Origin of the sequence: Streptomyces sp. NPDC048623, assembly GCF_040650755.1 — a bacterium.
In the GTDB taxonomy this organism is placed as follows: Bacteria; Actinomycetota; Actinomycetes; order Streptomycetales; family Streptomycetaceae; genus Streptomyces.
The window spans coordinates 1-14,579 of the sequence record NZ_JBEZHV010000039.1; the positions used below are offsets into that span (position 1 = coordinate 1).

Annotated in this window: 10 protein-coding genes and 1 pseudogene; 6 read left to right on the top strand and 5 right to left on the bottom strand. The window is 73.9% G+C overall.

Features of this window, described 5'->3' with window-relative positions; all coding sequences use genetic code 11:
• Positions 1-144 precede the first annotated feature (144 nt).
• Positions 145-807 (bottom strand): hypothetical protein, encoded by a 663-nt coding sequence (locus AB0C73_RS34155; protein ID WP_362537500.1) that lies wholly within the window; start codon positions 805-807, stop codon positions 145-147.
• Between the two features lie 301 nt (positions 808-1,108).
• Positions 1,109-1,504, bottom strand: coding sequence for a hypothetical protein (locus AB0C73_RS34160; RefSeq protein WP_362537502.1), 396 nt, complete (start codon positions 1,502-1,504; stop codon positions 1,109-1,111).
• Positions 1,505-1,698: 194 nt separating this feature from the next.
• On the opposite strand from AB0C73_RS34160, the pseudogene AB0C73_RS34165 reads away from it, so the two are divergent.
• Both AB0C73_RS34165 and AB0C73_RS34170 read left to right on the top strand, forming a co-directional pair.
• Positions 1,699-1,884, top strand: a pseudogene (locus AB0C73_RS34165) (hypothetical protein); the annotation flags it as partial.
• Complete coding sequence (locus AB0C73_RS34170) at positions 1,881-2,327, top strand: PIN domain-containing protein (protein WP_362537503.1); 447 nt, start codon at positions 1,881-1,883, stop codon at positions 2,325-2,327. The pseudogene AB0C73_RS34165 and the gene AB0C73_RS34170, both read left to right, overlap by 4 nt.
• A 75-nt stretch (positions 2,328-2,402) precedes the next feature.
• On the opposite strand, the gene prfB is transcribed toward AB0C73_RS34170, so the two are convergent.
• From prfB to AB0C73_RS34185, 3 genes are all read right to left on the bottom strand, one after another.
• Positions 2,403-3,515 carry a peptide chain release factor 2 gene (prfB, locus tag AB0C73_RS34175; protein ID WP_362537505.1) on the bottom strand — a complete coding sequence of 371 codons (1,113 nt, stop codon included), beginning with the start codon at positions 3,513-3,515 and terminating at the stop codon, positions 2,403-2,405.
• 40 nt (positions 3,516-3,555) lie between these two features.
• Positions 3,556-4,803 carry a serine/threonine-protein kinase gene (locus AB0C73_RS34180; RefSeq protein ID WP_362537507.1) on the bottom strand — a complete coding sequence of 416 codons (1,248 nt, stop codon included), beginning with the start codon at positions 4,801-4,803 and terminating at the stop codon, positions 3,556-3,558.
• Between the two features lie 128 nt (positions 4,804-4,931).
• The gene (locus AB0C73_RS34185; protein WP_362537509.1) at positions 4,932-6,737 is read right to left on the bottom strand and encodes a serine/threonine-protein kinase; all 1,806 of its coding nucleotides are present in this window, start codon (positions 6,735-6,737) and stop codon (positions 4,932-4,934) included.
• A 499-nt stretch (positions 6,738-7,236) separates the two neighbouring features.
• On the opposite strand from AB0C73_RS34185, the gene AB0C73_RS34190 reads away from it, so the two are divergent.
• The 4 genes from AB0C73_RS34190 (at position 7,237) to AB0C73_RS34205 (ending at position 14,558) form a co-directional block, all read left to right on the top strand.
• On the top strand, positions 7,237-10,665 hold the full coding sequence (locus AB0C73_RS34190) for an FtsK/SpoIIIE domain-containing protein (RefSeq protein ID WP_362537511.1): 3,429 nt from the start codon (positions 7,237-7,239) through the stop codon (positions 10,663-10,665).
• A gap of 267 nt (positions 10,666-10,932) precedes the next feature.
• Positions 10,933-12,297: an ABC transporter substrate-binding protein gene (locus AB0C73_RS34195; protein WP_362537513.1), complete on the top strand. Its 1,365-nt coding sequence runs from the start codon at positions 10,933-10,935 to the stop codon at positions 12,295-12,297.
• A gap of 126 nt (positions 12,298-12,423) precedes the next feature.
• A complete protein-coding gene (locus AB0C73_RS34200) occupies positions 12,424-13,689 on the top strand; it encodes a sugar ABC transporter permease (RefSeq protein WP_362537555.1) in 1,266 nt (421 codons plus the stop codon).
• Positions 13,686-14,558 carry a carbohydrate ABC transporter permease gene (locus AB0C73_RS34205; protein WP_362537515.1) on the top strand — a complete coding sequence of 291 codons (873 nt, stop codon included), beginning with the start codon at positions 13,686-13,688 and terminating at the stop codon, positions 14,556-14,558. Before AB0C73_RS34200 ends, AB0C73_RS34205 begins: the two co-directional genes overlap by 4 nt.
• Positions 14,559-14,579 lie beyond the last annotated feature (21 nt).

A 14,579-nucleotide genomic window follows, 5' to 3' on the forward strand; every position in this document is an offset into this window, starting at 1 on the left:
CGATCTACTTCACCAACGTGTAGTCCGGAATACGCCCGGACCTGCTGCTGATGCCGTCCCAGAACCGCGCGGCGGGTTTCCGGGGAGCGGGAGCGCACCTCCGGCCCTTCTGTACGTGCTGTACGCCTTGTGAGCCTTACGGCATCAGGCGGCGGTGCGCCCGCCGGCCGCGAGGCGCGGCAGGAAGCGGAAGCCGATGCCGCCCGCGATCATGGTGGCGGCCCCGATGATCAGGAACGAGGTCTCGGCGGCACCGGTCTCGGCCAGCTCCTCCTTGGCCTTGCCCTGCTCGACGGGCTGCGAGCCGACGTTGTTGGTGCCGGGGTTGTTGTCGACACACTCGGCACCGTCGAGGTCGACGGTGCAGGTGCCGGTGTTGTTGTCGTCACCCGGGGTGGTGGGCTGGTCCGTCGGGCCCGGCTTGCCGGTCGGCTTGGGGCCCGGCTTGTCGGTCGGCTTGCCCGTGGGCGGAGCCGTCGGAGGCTCCGTCGTCGGGTCCGTCGTGGGCGGAGTCGTCGGAGGCTCCGTCGTCGGGTCCGTGGTCGGCGGAGTCGTCGGAGGCTCCGTCGTCGGGTCCGTGGTCGGCGGAGTCGTCGGAGGCTCCGTCGTCGGGTCCGTGGTCGGCGGAGTCGTCGGGCAGAGCGTCGGGTCGATCTCACAGGTGGGCGGCTCGTCGCCGACCTCGGCGTTGATACCGACACTGATACCCGCGGCCGAGGCCACGCCCGCGGCCGTCAGCGACGCACCGGCCGCAATGACGGCACCGGCAGCGATCCGCGCGACGCGGATCCGCGTCTTCTTCGTCATCTGGCTGCTACCCCCAGTAGCTCAAATCGTCTGTAGAGCTGCGTTCGGGGCCACCGGACACTGGGGGCGTCACACGTACTGGACCTGCCCCCGTTCACACGCGCCCCAGATTCACGCATGCCGCAAGTCACCCTTCCGAGTTTCCGAGGGCACGTCAAGGTCGTTGCGCGTGCGATGCCCGAAAGATCCACTTCTGCCCGCCATACAACGATGCAACTGTGACGTAAACCCTGAACTCCCGCCCCTACCCGGCCAGTTCCCATGTCGACAAAGCGTCAACACTTGAGATCGACTGCTTGCTTCAGCGAATACGTTCCGCCCCCTTAGTGGGAACCTCGCCCCTCCCACCACTGCCCCGCCCGCCGATGCTCCCCGCGGTCCGCGCGACATACGGCGTGCCGTCCTCCAGGGTGCTCAAAGCGGTCTCGTACGCCTCCCAGCCGCGTGGCACCTCGAAGGGGTGCACTTCCTCGGGCGTCGGCTGGAACTTGTCGTTGCTCACGGCCCAGCTCTTGACGTTTCCCTCGACCACGGCGTCCGCGAACACCGACACGGAGTTGATCCGGTAATCCGGACACCTGGCGAGCAGCAGTTTCACGCCGCCGGAGCCGTCCCCCTGGACCGCCACCACAGCCTGCGGACCCGGCGTACATCCCGTGCCGGCCGCTGCCACGGACAGCACCAACGCCGTCCACATCGCCCTGCGTCTGCCTCGCCCCGCCATGCCATTGCTCCATCCGATGCGCGTTCGACGCGCCGTCACGGCGTAACCGGCCTCATCTCCAGCGGACCCCAGCGCCTCAGGTAGCCACCCCACCACAGGTTCGCCTGTCGCCGTCCAGCGTGGGCTTGGGCAGCCGACCGGGCCACCCCATCGCCAGGGACCGCTAGCGCCGCGGCATAAGCGAAGCGGAGATCATCCGGCAGGGCATCCACCTCGCCGCCATGGCCAACCGGGTCTGGGACGAGCCGCTCTTCTCGCGCACGTTCGAGGGGTCGGGCCGGACGCTCTCCAAGGACGAGGTGCGGGACGCGGTCGCCGACGGCGTCACGCGCGGGTCGGGAAGCGCCGCGTGATCATCGTCATCGCCGACACGTCCGGTCTGCTCGCCGCGCTCGACTCGACGCATCCCGAGCAGCGGGCAGCGAGCGAGGCGATCATGGGCGCGGGGCTGCTCGTCATGTCCCCGTTGCTGCTCGCGGAACTCGACCATGTGGCGACCCGCGATCTCGGCCGGACCGCGGCGATCGGCGCGATCGACGACATCCGGCACTGGATGAGGCGCGGACGCGTCATCGTCCCGGAGGTGACCGAGGATCATCTGGGGGCCGCGCAGTCCCTGCGGGCGCGATACGCGGGGCTGGATCTGGATCTCGCAGATGCCGTGAACGTCGCGCTCGCCGCCGACTACGACACCGACGCGATCCTCACCCTCGACCACCGTCGCGACTTCCGCGCCGTCCGCCCGCTGGGCCGGCACAAGGCGTTCCGGATTCTTCCCGACGATCTTCCCCTGTGAGACCGAAAGCCTTGGGCTCCGCTCGTGACGTCACGAGCGGAGCCCAAGGCTTGAGAAGGGGGGAGGGGGGCGGCGCTACTGCACCTGCTCCTGCTGCTTGCGCCAGCGGATGCCCGCCTCCAGGAAGCCGTCGATCTCGCCGTCCAGGACGGACTGCGGGTTGCCGACCTCGAACTCCGTGCGGAGGTCCTTGACCATCTGGTACGGGTGGAGGACGTAGGAGCGCATCTGGTTGCCCCAGGAGCTGCCGCCGTCGCCCTTGAGGGCGTCCATCTTGGCGCGCTCCTCCTGGCGCTGGCGCTCCAGGAGCTTCGCCTGGAGGACGTTCATCGCGCTCGCCTTGTTCTGGATCTGGGAGCGCTCGTTCTGGCAGGAGACGACGATGCCGGTCGGGATGTGCGTGATGCGCACCGCCGAGTCGGTGGTGTTGACGCCCTGGCCGCCGGGGCCCGACGCGCGGTAGACGTCGACGCGGAGGTCCGAGTCGTCGATCTCGACGTGGTCGGACGACTCGACGACCGGGAGGACCTCGACGCCCGCGAAGGAGGTCTGGCGGCGGCCCTGGTTGTCGAAGGGCGAGATGCGCACCAGGCGGTGCGTGCCCTGCTCGACGGAGAGGGTGCCGTAGGCGTAGGGGGCCTTGACCACGAAGGTGGTCGACTTGATGCCGGCCTCTTCCGCGTACGAGGTCTCGTAGATCTCCGTGCCGTAGCCGTGGCGCTCGGCCCAGCGCAGGTACATGCGCTGGAGGCGCTCGGCGAAGTCGGAGGCGTCCACGCCGCCCGCCTCCGCGCGGATGTTGACCAGCGCCTCGCGCTCGTCGTACTCGCCGGAGAGGAGGGTGCGGACCTCCATCTCGTCGAGGGCCTTGCGGACGGACGTCAGCTCGACCTCGGCCTCGGCCCGGGTGTCCGGGTCGTCCATCTCCTCGGCCAGCTCGAAGAGGACCGCGAGGTCGTCGATGCGGCCGCGCAGCGCCTCGGTCTTGCGGACCTCGGCCTGGAGGCGCGAGAGCCGGCTCGTGATCTTCTGCGCCGCCTCCGGGTCGTCCCACAGGGACGGGGCCGCGGCCTGCTCTTCGAGCACGGCGATGTCTGCCCTCATCTTCTCGAGGTCCAGGACGGCCTCGATCGACCCCATGGTCGAGGAGAGGGACTTCAGCTCTTCGGATACATCGACGACTGCCACGCGTCCAGCGTAACGGCTCCGCGCCCCGACCAGGACGCTGCTACGGCTGCGAAGGCTGCGTGGACTGCTTCGAGTCCTGCGGCGGGGCCTCCTCGCCGCCGGACGCCGCCACGTAGCCGCCGACGCCCAGCGCGCCCGCGATCACCACGGCGGCGACCGAGAGGACGAGCCGGCGTTTGCGGACGGCGTCGGCCTTGTGGCGGGCCGAGCCGGGGCGGCGGGCGCTCGCGGAGCGCGGGGCGCGGGCGGTGCCGAGGGGGCCGCCGGAGAGCTCGTCGGGGGCCGGGACCCGCATGGAGGTGTGGGTGTCCCGGTTGGAGTCGGTGGAGGCGCCGGGGACGAGCGGGACCGCGGCGCGGCGCGGGGCCGGCTCGCCGGCGGCGCCGCCGTTCGTCGGGTACGGGTCCTCCTGCGGCTCCGACGCCGGGTCCGCGTCCGGCTCGTCCACGTCGAGCGGCGGGATGCCCTTGAGCATCGGCAGGACGTCGCGCAGCCGGCTGCCGAGCTCGGAGGCGCGCAGCCGGGAGGCGGGCGCCTTGGCGAGGCACTGGACCATCAGCTGCCACAGCTCCTCGGGGATGCCGGGGAGCGGGACGACGGTCTCGGTGACATGGCGGCGCAGTACGGCGCCGGGGTGGCCGCCGCCGAACGGGGTGAAGCCGGCGAGCAGCTCGTACAGGACCGTGGCGAGGGCGTAGATGTCGACGGCGGCGCGCGGCGGCAGGCCCTCGACGATCTCGGGGGCGAGGTAGTCGGGGGTGCCGATGATCCGGGTGGCCTTGGTGCGGCCGGGGGTGTCGATGAGCTTGGCGACGCCGAAGTCGGTGAGGAGGGCGGGGTGCGCGCCGCCGGGGCCGAGCGGGCCCTCCATGTCGAGCAGGATGTTCTCGGGCTTGACGTCGCGGTGCACCACGCCCGCCTTGTGGGCGGCGGCGAGACCGTCGGCGACGTCGGCGATGATCGCGACGGCGGCCTCGGGGGCGAGCCGGCGCTCGCGGTCGAGTCGGGTGCGCAGATCGGTGCCGCGGATCAGGTCCATGACCAGCGCGAGGTCGTTGCCGTCGACGACGAGGTCGCGGACGGAGACGACGTGCGGGTGGTCGAGTCCGAGCAGCGCGGTGCGCTCCTGGACGAAGCGGCCGACGAGCTCCTGGTCGGAGGCGAGGTCCTCGCGCAGCAGCTTGATGGCGACGGGGCCCTCGGGGCCCTCGCCGAGCCACACCGTGCCGGCGCTGCCCCGGCCGAGGATCTGGTGGGCCGTGTAGCGGCTGCCGATATTCCGTGCCAAGACTGCTCCCTCAGCGGCTGCGGTTCGCGTCAAAGTTACGCGTCCGAAGGCGCCGACCGGCACTTCCGAGGGGAAATCACCCCTCGGAAGTCGACAAATCGATGCCCTGGCCGTCCATCGGGGCCCTTCTACTGCCCCGTACCGCCGGTAGCACCGCTCCCGGCGCTGCTGTTCGCGCTGTCGACGAGCGAGGACACCCAGTCCGTGAAGGAGCTGATCCCGTCGCCGATCGCCTCCCAGTAGCCCTTGCCCGAGGCCACCCAGTCCTGGAGCGGGGTGAGCTCCCAGATGAGCCAGCCGGCGACCACGAAGAGCACGATCGTGAACAGGCAGCCCTTGAGGCAGCCGAGGCCCGGGATGTGCATCGGGTTGGCACTGCGCTGACGCGGCGCCCGCGGCTCGCGCGGGACCGGGGCGGGCGCGGGGGCCTGCGGGGGCGGCTGCGGCGGCGTGTAGGCCTGCTGCGGCGGCTGGGGCGCGTACTGCTGACGCGGAGGCTGCGGCTGCTGATACGGCTGGGGCGGGCGCGGCTGCTGGTACGGCTGAGGAGGCCGCGGCTGCTGCGGCTGCTGGTACTGCTGCGGCGCCCCCTGCCCGTACCCCTGCGGCTGCCCCTGCGGGGGCTGCTGGGGCTGGGCGCGGCGCTGGGGGCGGCGGCGCAGCGGGTCCTCGCTGGGGTCGAGGTACTGCACCTGGGTCTGCTCGTTGCGGTCGCGGAGCGCGCCGAGCTGGGTCTGCCAGGGGTGCGGCTCCTCGGGCCGCGGACCGGGCGGGTCCTGCGGTACGGGGGGCATGACCGCGGTCGGGTCGGCGACGCCCGGACCACCGGGACCATGACCGGCCGCGGGCAGCATCGCCGTCGGGTCGGCGGCGCCTGGAGGGCCTCCCGCCGGGCCGCCGGTCGGCAGCACGCTGGTCGGCGCGGCCGGGTCGTACGCGCCCACGGGGGCGGCCGAACCGGTCGGCAGCACCTGGGTGGCGCCCGCCGGGTCCACGCCCGGGGTCTGCGGGACCGGCGCGGGCGCCGGGTCGGGGGCGAGCAGCGCGCCGACGCCCTCGGCGGCCTCGATCTGGGCGGGGGTCGCGTGCACGCCGATGCCGGCGGCGACCGTGCGCAGACCGCGGGCCAGGTTCTCGGCGCCGGGGCGCCGGTCCGGGTCCTTGCTGAGGCAGCGCTCTATCACCGTCCACAGCGGCCCGGGCACGGTGGAGGGACGGCGCGGCTCCTCGCTGAGGTGCCGGTGCAGGACCTCCAGGGCCGTGCCGCCGGCGAACGGCGGGCGGCCGGTGACCAGCTCGTACAGCAGGATTCCGGCGCCGTAGATGTCGACGGCGGAGGTCTGCGGGCGGCCCTCGGCGGACTCCGGCGCGACGTACGCGGGCGTGCCGACGAACTCGTGGGTGCGGGTCAGGCCCGGGGAGTCGGCGAGGCGCGCGATGCCGAAGTCGGTGAGCATCGGGTGCATGCCGCCGTCCTGCTCGGCGAGCAGCACGTTGGCGGGCTTGAGGTCGCGGTGCACGACGCCGTCGGCGTGGCTGGCGGCGAGCGCGTCGGCGATCTGCGCGGTGAGCAGCGCGGCGGCGACCGGGGTGAGCGGGCCGTTCTCGCGGATGTAGCGGTGCAGGTCGGGGCCCTCGACGAGGTCCATGACGAGGGCGAGGACGTCGCCCTCCACGACCAGGTCGCGGGTGCGCACGATGTTGGGGTGGGTGAGCCGGAGCAGCACGGACCGCTCGCGCAGGAAGCGCATCACGATGTCCGCGTCGTTGGCCAGCTCCTCCTTGAGGACCTTGATCGCGACGGTCTCGCCGGGCCGGCCCGCCACCGCCGCCTCGGCGCCGGCCGCCTCTCGCTGGCGGGCTCGCCAGACGGTGCCCGTGGCGCCGCGGCCGAGCGGCTCCTCGAGCAGGTACTTGCTGCCGATAGGCCGCACGTCACGCGCTCCCTGCTGATCGTGGTCCAGGGGTGGTTCGTCGGAGTTTCCCCGGAGTCCCTGTGTGTTTGTGACCCGTCCGGGTGTCCGACCCACTTTAGGGCCTGTCCGGTGCCTCCGAACGGGTCATCGATCGTTCGAGAACCGTCCGGGGGACGGCCGGGAGACAGCCGGGGGAAGGCCGGGGGACGGCCGATTCCGGTGCCGTACGTGTCCGAAAAGAAGACGCCCGAGGCGCGGCGGGGGTTGCCGGAAGTGCTGCGAGACATACGCAACCAGGCGAAATAACGTCCATCGGCGACCGGACAAGATCACTTCGAGGCGACCCGGGGGCAGGTTGTCAGTGGCAGGTGCGAGGATGCGTACAGCACGTCGTGTCGGGGTCGGGAGCTCCGTCACCGTGCCGACCTGTACCGGACGACGCGTCCGCGCCGGGTGGGGGGAGCGAGTGGTCCGGTCCCCTGCCGGGTGCGCCGCGCAGAAGGGACCGCTGACGGCGATGCAGATCCGGCTGACCGTCCTCGCGCCGCACGCCGGCCACGGCGCTGGGCGCGCCTGCGACGTGCTCGTCACCGCGCCCGCGGGGACCGAGCTGGCCGCCGTGGCCTCCTCGCTCGCCGCGGCCGTCTCCGGCCCCGACACGTCCTCCTCCGGCACCACGGTGCTGTACGCGGGCGGGGCACGGCTCGACACCCGCCGCTGTCTGCTCGGCGAGCCGCCGCTGGTCGACGGGGCGGTGCTCTCCCTCCAGGTCCCCGGCCCCGACGACGCCATGGGCGAGATCATGGGCGGGGGCGCGGCGGCCCGGCTGCACGTGGTGGCGGGACCGGACGCCGGCGGGGTGCATCTGCTGCACGGCGGAGCGATCAGAATCGGCCGTTCTGTGGACGCGGACGTGCCGCTCGACGACCCGGACGTCTCGCGCGCCCACTGCACGGTGACGGTCGGCCCGGACGGCCGGGTCACGGTCACCGACCAGGGCTCCACCAACGGCACCACCCTCGACGGCGCCCCGGTCGGCCCGCGCCCCGTCCGCTTCCCGCCCGGCGCCACCCTCCGGGTCGGCGAGTCCGCGCTGCGTCTGACGGGCGGCGCGGAGGGGGGCGGCTCCGGTACGGGGACGGGCTCGGGCTCGCGCGCCGGCGCATCCGGTACGGGCACGGGCTCGGGAGCCGGTGGCAGCGCCGGGTCCGCTCACGCATCCGGCTCCTCTTTGAGGCCCGGATCAGGCTCCGGCACCGGCTCCGGCACCGGCTCCGGCTCCAGCTCCGGGGCGGACGACGAACGGCTGCCGGCCGTCCCCGACGGCGAGGGTCACCTGCGCGTGGGCCTGCGCGCCCAGGACGGCGGCGCCGAGGGGCGCGACGCTCCGGGCGGTACGGCTCCGCAGGGCGCGGGCCCGGCGCCGTACACCGCGCCGTACGGGACGGGCGGCAACCCGGCCCCCGCCGAGGACGAAGACCACAGCTCCCCCTCCCTCCTCCACGCACGCGTGGAGGAGCCCGCCGAGGACGACGGCGAGGTCGAGTCCCACAGCAGGACCCGGCAGACCCGGCGCCGCGGGCTCGGCGCCTGGGCTCGGCGGCTCGCGGGCGGCCGGGAGGAGAGCGGGGACGGCGAGTACGGCGTGGCCCCGGTGCCCGCGTTCGCCGCCGCCCGCCCCGGCGCGGCGCCCCACGGCGGCGACCCCGCCCCCGGCAGCTGGCCCGACCCCGCCGCCGTCCTCCTCACCGCCCTCGGCCCCGGCCCGCGCCTGTGGGAGCGGGGTCCCGGCCACCCCGAGGCCCTGGTGGTCCGGCTCGGCACCACCGACCGCGCCGAGCTCTGCGGCGTGCCCGTCACCGTCGGGCTGCGCGAGACGGGCTCGCTCGGCCTCGCCGGGCCCGCGCCCCGGCTCGGCGGTCTGGCCCGCTCCGTGGTCGCCCAGCTCGCCGCCCTGCACTCCCCCGCCGACCTGGAGATCGTCCTGGTCAGCGCCGACCGCAACCGCCCCCTGGAGGAGCGGCGCCGGGACTGGGCCTGGCTCGGCTGGCTGCCGCACACCCGGCCCGCCCACGGCCAGGAGTGCCGGCTGCTCCTCGCGTACGACCGCGACCAGGCGCACGCGCGGTTCACCGAGCTCACCCGGCGCCTCGACGACGGGCCGCTCGGCCCCGGCTGGCCGAGCGCCGACCGGGCCGCCGTGGCGGAGGCCGCCGCGCACCACGAGGGGCCCGCGACCGTCGTGATCGTCGACGGCGACCCCGGCTCCGCCGCGCTGCGCGAGACGGCGGCCCGGCTCGCCGGGGCCGGACCGGCCGCCGGCATCCATCTGATCTGCCTCGCCGAGGCGCCCGCCGCCTCGCCCGCCTCCCCGGTCGCCGCGACCTACGAGACGGCCTGCGCCGCCGCCCTCCCCTTCCGCGAGTGCGGGGCCGCCGCCCTGCTCAGCGGCGATGTGGCGACCGCGCTGCGGCTGCTGCGCACGGCGGGCGGGCGGGCCGCCGGGCACGGCACGGTCGGCGTCGTGGACGCGGTGTCCGTGGCCTGGGCCGAGCGCTTCGGCCGGGCCCTGGCGCCGCTGCGCACGGAGACCGCCGCGGGCGCGGGTCCGGGCCGGGCGGCGGCCGCGCTGCCGCTCTCGTCCCGGCTCCTCGACGAGCTGGGCCTGGCCCGTGCCACCCCCGCGTCCCTGATGGCCCGCTGGGCCTCCGCCGCGGACGGCACCGCGGTCCTCGGAGCGGGCCCGCGCGGCCCGGTCGCCGTCGACCTCACCCAGGAGGGCCCGCACCTGCTCATCGAGGGCCCGGCGGGCAGCGGCCGCACCGAACTCCTGCGCTCCGTCGCCGCCTCCCTCGCCGCAGGGGCCCGCCCCGACCGCCTCGGACTGCTCCTCGTCGACGGTGCGGGCGGCGAGCGTCGCGGCGAGGGCCTCGCGGCCTGTACGGAGCTGCCGCACGTGACCGAGCACCTGGTGGCCTCCGACCCGGTACGGATGCGGGAGTTCGCCCAGGCCCTGGGCGCCGAGCTGAAGCGACGCGCCGAACTCCTCGGCGACACCCACTTCGCCGACCGCCGCTCCACCCGCCTGATCGGCCAGCGCTCCCCGAGCCCGGCCGAGTCCGTCCCGCCATCCGCCCAGGGCCGGGTCGGCGGGCGGATCCCGGACGCGCGCACGGGGGCGGACCTGCTCGGCGACCGGCCCAGCGGGCGCACCCTTCGAGCGGCGGCCGACGGCTCGATCGGGGACATCCCGAGCACCCGCAGCCACCGCACCGGGGCGCGCGAGGTGTACGACCAGCAGGCCGACACCACCCCGTACCGCACGCCGCCGCCCGGCGCCGACCTGCTCGGCGAGCGGGCCGGCACCCGCACCGACCTGGTGCGCAGCGGGCCCGCGGCCGAGGGTGCGGGTGCGCTGCCGCGGCTCGTGGTGCTCGTGGACGACTTCGACGCGCTGGTCGCACCCGCGCTCGGCGCGCCGGGCCGTCCGGCCGCCGGGTCGGTGGTGCGGGCCCTGGAGTCGGTCGCGCGCCACGGGGCCCGGCTCGGCGTGCACCTGGTGGCGGCCTCCGCCCGCCCGGACCGCACGGCGGACACGGAGCTCGCGCACGGCGCGCGCCTGCGGATCGTGCTCGACCCGCCCCCGGCCGCGCCCGGCCCGGACGAGCCGCAGCCCGGCCGCGGTCGTCTCGGGCACCCGGACGGCCGGGTGACACCGTTCCAGACCGGCCGGGTCACCGGCCGCATCCCCCGTACGGCCACCCTGCGCCCCACGGTCGTCCCCCTGGAGTGGGAGCGCATGGGCGACCCGCCCACCCGCCGCCCGGTCCGCGAGCTGGGCAACGGCCCGACGGACCTGGCCCTCCTGGCCAGCGCCCTGGACCGCGCGGCCCGCTCGGTGGAGGCGTCCCCGGTACCACCCCTGGTTTCCCCGACCCCGGCCTGAGGGCCCCCATGAGGGAGCCGCCTGCCCACCCACCCCAGGGTGTGCCCCCGGACGGGAGCGGCCCCCGCGCACCCACGCACCCACGCACCGCAGCGGCCCGACCCTCGCCCCACCACCCCTCCAGGCCACCCCTGTACCGCACTTGACGCCACGTCACGAGCCGATCACGATCCCGCTCCCCACCCCGAAGGCGGCCTTGCGGGCCTCCGACGCCGCGCGTAGACCTGAACGCACGGGACCGGATGACGCGGGAGAGGCGGGGCTCGGATGCGTGACGGCAGAACTCTTCGACTCGGTGTGGTGGCGGCGGTCGCCGTGCTCGCGGCGGCCGGTTGCGGCGGCGGGAGCGACGGCGGTGACGGCCCGGACAAGACGGCGCCGAAGACCAGCGCGCCCGGCGCGCCCGGGGTCTCGTTACCTTCCCTCAAGGGGGAGAAGATCGCGGTCGCCGCCGTCTGGACGGGGCCCGAGCAGGCGAACTTCACCAAGGTGCTCAAGGAGTTCGAGAAGCGCACGGGCGCGACCGTGACCTTCGTACCGGCGCAGGACCCGATCGTGAACTTCCTCGGGACGAAGATCGCCGGCGGGTCGCCGCCGGACGTGGCGATGCTGCCGCAGGTCGGCGCGATCCAGCAGGCCGCCGCGCAGAAGTGGCTCAAGCCGCTCGGGCCGGAGGCCAAGGCCCAGCTGACGGCGAACTACTCGAAGGGCTGGCAGGACCTCGGCGCGGTCGACGGCACCTCGTACGGGGTGTACTTCAAGGCCGCCAACAAGTCCCTCGTCTGGTACAACACCGCCGCCTTCGAGGACGCCGGCGTGAGCGAGCCGAAGACCTGGAAGGACTTCCTCGCGACCGCCGAGACGATCTCCGCCTCCGGTGTCGCACCGGTCTCGGTCGGCGGCGCGGACGGCTGGACGCTCACCGACTGGTTCGAGAACATCTATCTCTCCCAGGCCGGTCCGGAGAGGTACGACCAGCTCGCGAAGCACACCATCAAGTGGACCGACCCCTCGGTCGCCCAGGCGCTGACCACGCTCGGCGAGCTGTTCGGCAAGCAGAACCTGATCGCGGGCGGCGCGGACGGCGCCCTGCAGACCGAGTTCCCGATGTCCGTCACCCAGACCTTCACGGGCGGCGACCAGGGCAGGGCCGCGATGGTCTTCGAGGGCGACTTCTCGGCGGTGAACATCGCCGAGACCGGCGCCAAGATCGGGACGGACGCGAAGGTGTTCCCGTTCCCGGCCGTCGGCGACGGCAAGGCGCCCGTGGTGACCGGCGGCGACGCGGCGGTGGCCCTGAAGGACACCAAGGGCGCGCAGGCGCTGCTCACCTTCCTCGCCTCGCCCGACGCGGCGCGGATCTGGGCGGCCGAGGGCGGTTTCCTCTCCCCCAACAAGGCGCTCGACCCGGCCGCCTACCCGAACGAGGTGCAGCGGACGATCGCGAAGGCGCTGATCGACTCCGGCGACGCCTTCCGCTTCGACATGTCGGACCAGATGCCGCAGTCGTTCGGCGGAACGCCCGGCAAGGGCGAGTGGAAGACGCTCCAGGACTTCCTGAAGAACCCGAAGGACGTGGCGGGGGCCCAGGCGCGTCTTGAGGCCGACGCGGCCAAGGCGTACAAGGGCTGACCGGTGGACACGTCCACCGGATCCGCCACCGCCTCGCCCACCGCCGAGCCCGCCCGGTCCGACCGGGCGGGCCGCGCCACCCGGCCGACCCGGCCCACCCGTTCCGCCCGGTCCCGGCACACCGCCGTGGCCGTCCTCTTCCTGCTCCCCGCCCTCGTCCTGCTCGGCGCGCTGATCGTCTACCCCATCGGGTACTCCGTCCAGCGCTCCCTCTTCGACCGGTCCGGCGACTCCTTCGCCGGCCTGGACAACTACGTCACCCTCTTCACGGACGACGCGATCCGCACCGCCCTGCGCAACAACCTCGTCTGGGTGGTGCTCGCGCCGACCGTGGCCACGGCGCTCGGCCTGGTCTTCGCGGTGCTCACCGAACGGGTCCGCTGGGGCACGGCGTTCAAGCTGGTCGTCTTCATGCCGATGGCGATCTCGATGCTCGCCGCCGGGATCATCTTCCGGCTGGTGTACGAGCAGGACCCGGACCGCGGGGTGGCCAACGCGGTGTGGGTCGGGGTGCACGACACCTTCGCCGAGGCGTCCGTCTTCCCGCGCGCCCGCCCGCTGCCGGTGCACCCGCTGAAGGCGGCGGGGGGCGGCGCGTACGAGACGAGGTCCCCGGTCCGTACGGGCGAGGTGGCGCGGCTCCCGCTGGTCGGGGTGGCGCCAGCGCAGATGCCGGAGGGCGCCCACCCGGCCCGTACCCCCGCGGCAGACGGCAAGGACACGATCAGCGGCGTCGCATGGCTGGACTTCACCCGGGGCGGCGGCGGGCGGCCGAACACCGTCGACCCGAAGGAGCTCGGGCTGAAGGGGCTGCGGGTCGAGGCCGTGAAGGAGGGCCGCGTGGTGGCCCGGGCGACGGCCGCCGCCGACGGCACCTTCACGCTGCCGGCCGCCGCCGACGGGGCCGTACTCCGCCTGCCCGCGGCCAACTTCCGCGCCCAGTACAACGGGGTCTCGTGGCTGGGCCCGCGTCTCGTCACCCCGGCGATCATCGGCAGTTACGTGTGGATGTGGGCCGGGTTCGCGATGGTGCTCATCGCCGCCGGGCTCGCGGGCCTGCCGCGGGACGTCCTGGAGGCGGCCCGGGTGGACGGGGCGAACGAGTGGCAGGTGTTCCGGCGGATCACCGTGCCGCTGCTCGCGCCGGTCCTCGGCGTCGTCCTCGTCACCCTGATGATCAATGTGCTCAAGGTCTTCGACCTGGTGTTCATCATCGCGCCGGGCTCGGCGCAGGACGACGCGAACGTCCTCGCGCTCCAGCTGTACCGGTCGTCCTTCGGGACGGACGCGGACCTCGGGGTGGGCTCGGCGATCGCCGTGGTGCTGCTGTTGCTCGTGCTGCCCGTGATGGCCGTGAACATCCGCCGTATGCGAAGGGAGAACCGCCGATGAGCGGCGCGAGCAGTACGGGTACAGGGCTGGGAGCCCGGCTCGCCGCCCGCGCCGCCGGCGGCGCGATGCGCGTGTTCCTGGTCCTGGTCGCGCTGTTCTGGCTGACGCCGACGGTCGGGCTGCTGCTCTCCTCGCTCCGCTCGCCCTCCGACATCTCGTCGAGCGGCTGGTGGCAGGTGTTCACCGCGCCGGCGCAGCTGACCACCGAGAACTACCGCGACCTGCTCTCGAACGACACGATCACGGGCTCCCTCGTCTCCACGGTCCTGATCACCGTCCCGGCGACCCTCCTCGTGATCGTGATCGGCGCCTTCGCCGGCTATGCCTTCGCGTGGCTCGACTTCCCGGGCCGGGACTGGTGGTTCCTGCTCGTCGTGGCGCTGCTCGTGGTGCCGGTGCAGGTGGCGCTCGTACCGGTGTCGAAGCTGTTCGGGGCGGTGGGGATCTTCGAGACGACCCTGGGCGTGGTGCTGTTCCACACCGCCTTCGGGCTGCCCTTCGCGATCTTCCTGCTGCGGAACTTCTTCGCGGAGATCCCGCGTGAGCTCCTGGAGGCGGCGCGGCTCGACGGGGCGGGCGAACTGCGCCTGTTCACCCGGGTGGTGCTGCCGCTCGGCGGGCCGGCGGTGGCCTCGCTCGGCATCTTCCAGTTCCTGTGGGTGTGGAACGACATGCTGGTGGCGCTGATCTTCGCGGACGCGCAGTCGCCGCCGATCACGGTGGCGCTCCAGCAGCAGGTGCGCCAGTTCGGCAACAACGTCGACGTGCTCGCGCCGGGCGCGTTCGTGTCGATGGTGATCCCGCTGCTCGTGTTCTTCGCGTTCCAGCGTCAGTTCGTGAACGGGGTGATGGCGGGCGCCGTGAAGTAGCCCGCGCAGCACGCACCAAAG

Bases quoted from the DNA above. Each gene is read 5' to 3' on its own strand.
- AB0C73_RS34205 (WP_362537515.1), top strand. From the start codon at position 13,686: ATGAGCGGCGCGAGCAGTACGGGTACAGGGCTGGGAGCCCGGCTCGCC.
- AB0C73_RS34155 (WP_362537500.1), bottom strand. From the start codon at position 807: ATGACGAAGAAGACGCGGATCCGCGTCGCGCGGATCGCTGCCGGTGCC.
- AB0C73_RS34190 (WP_362537511.1), top strand. From the start codon at position 7,237: ATGCAGATCCGGCTGACCGTCCTCGCGCCGCACGCCGGCCACGGCGCT.
- AB0C73_RS34160 (WP_362537502.1), bottom strand. From the start codon at position 1,504: ATGTGGACGGCGTTGGTGCTGTCCGTGGCAGCGGCCGGCACGGGATGT.
- AB0C73_RS34195 (WP_362537513.1), top strand. From the start codon at position 10,933: ATGCGTGACGGCAGAACTCTTCGACTCGGTGTGGTGGCGGCGGTCGCC.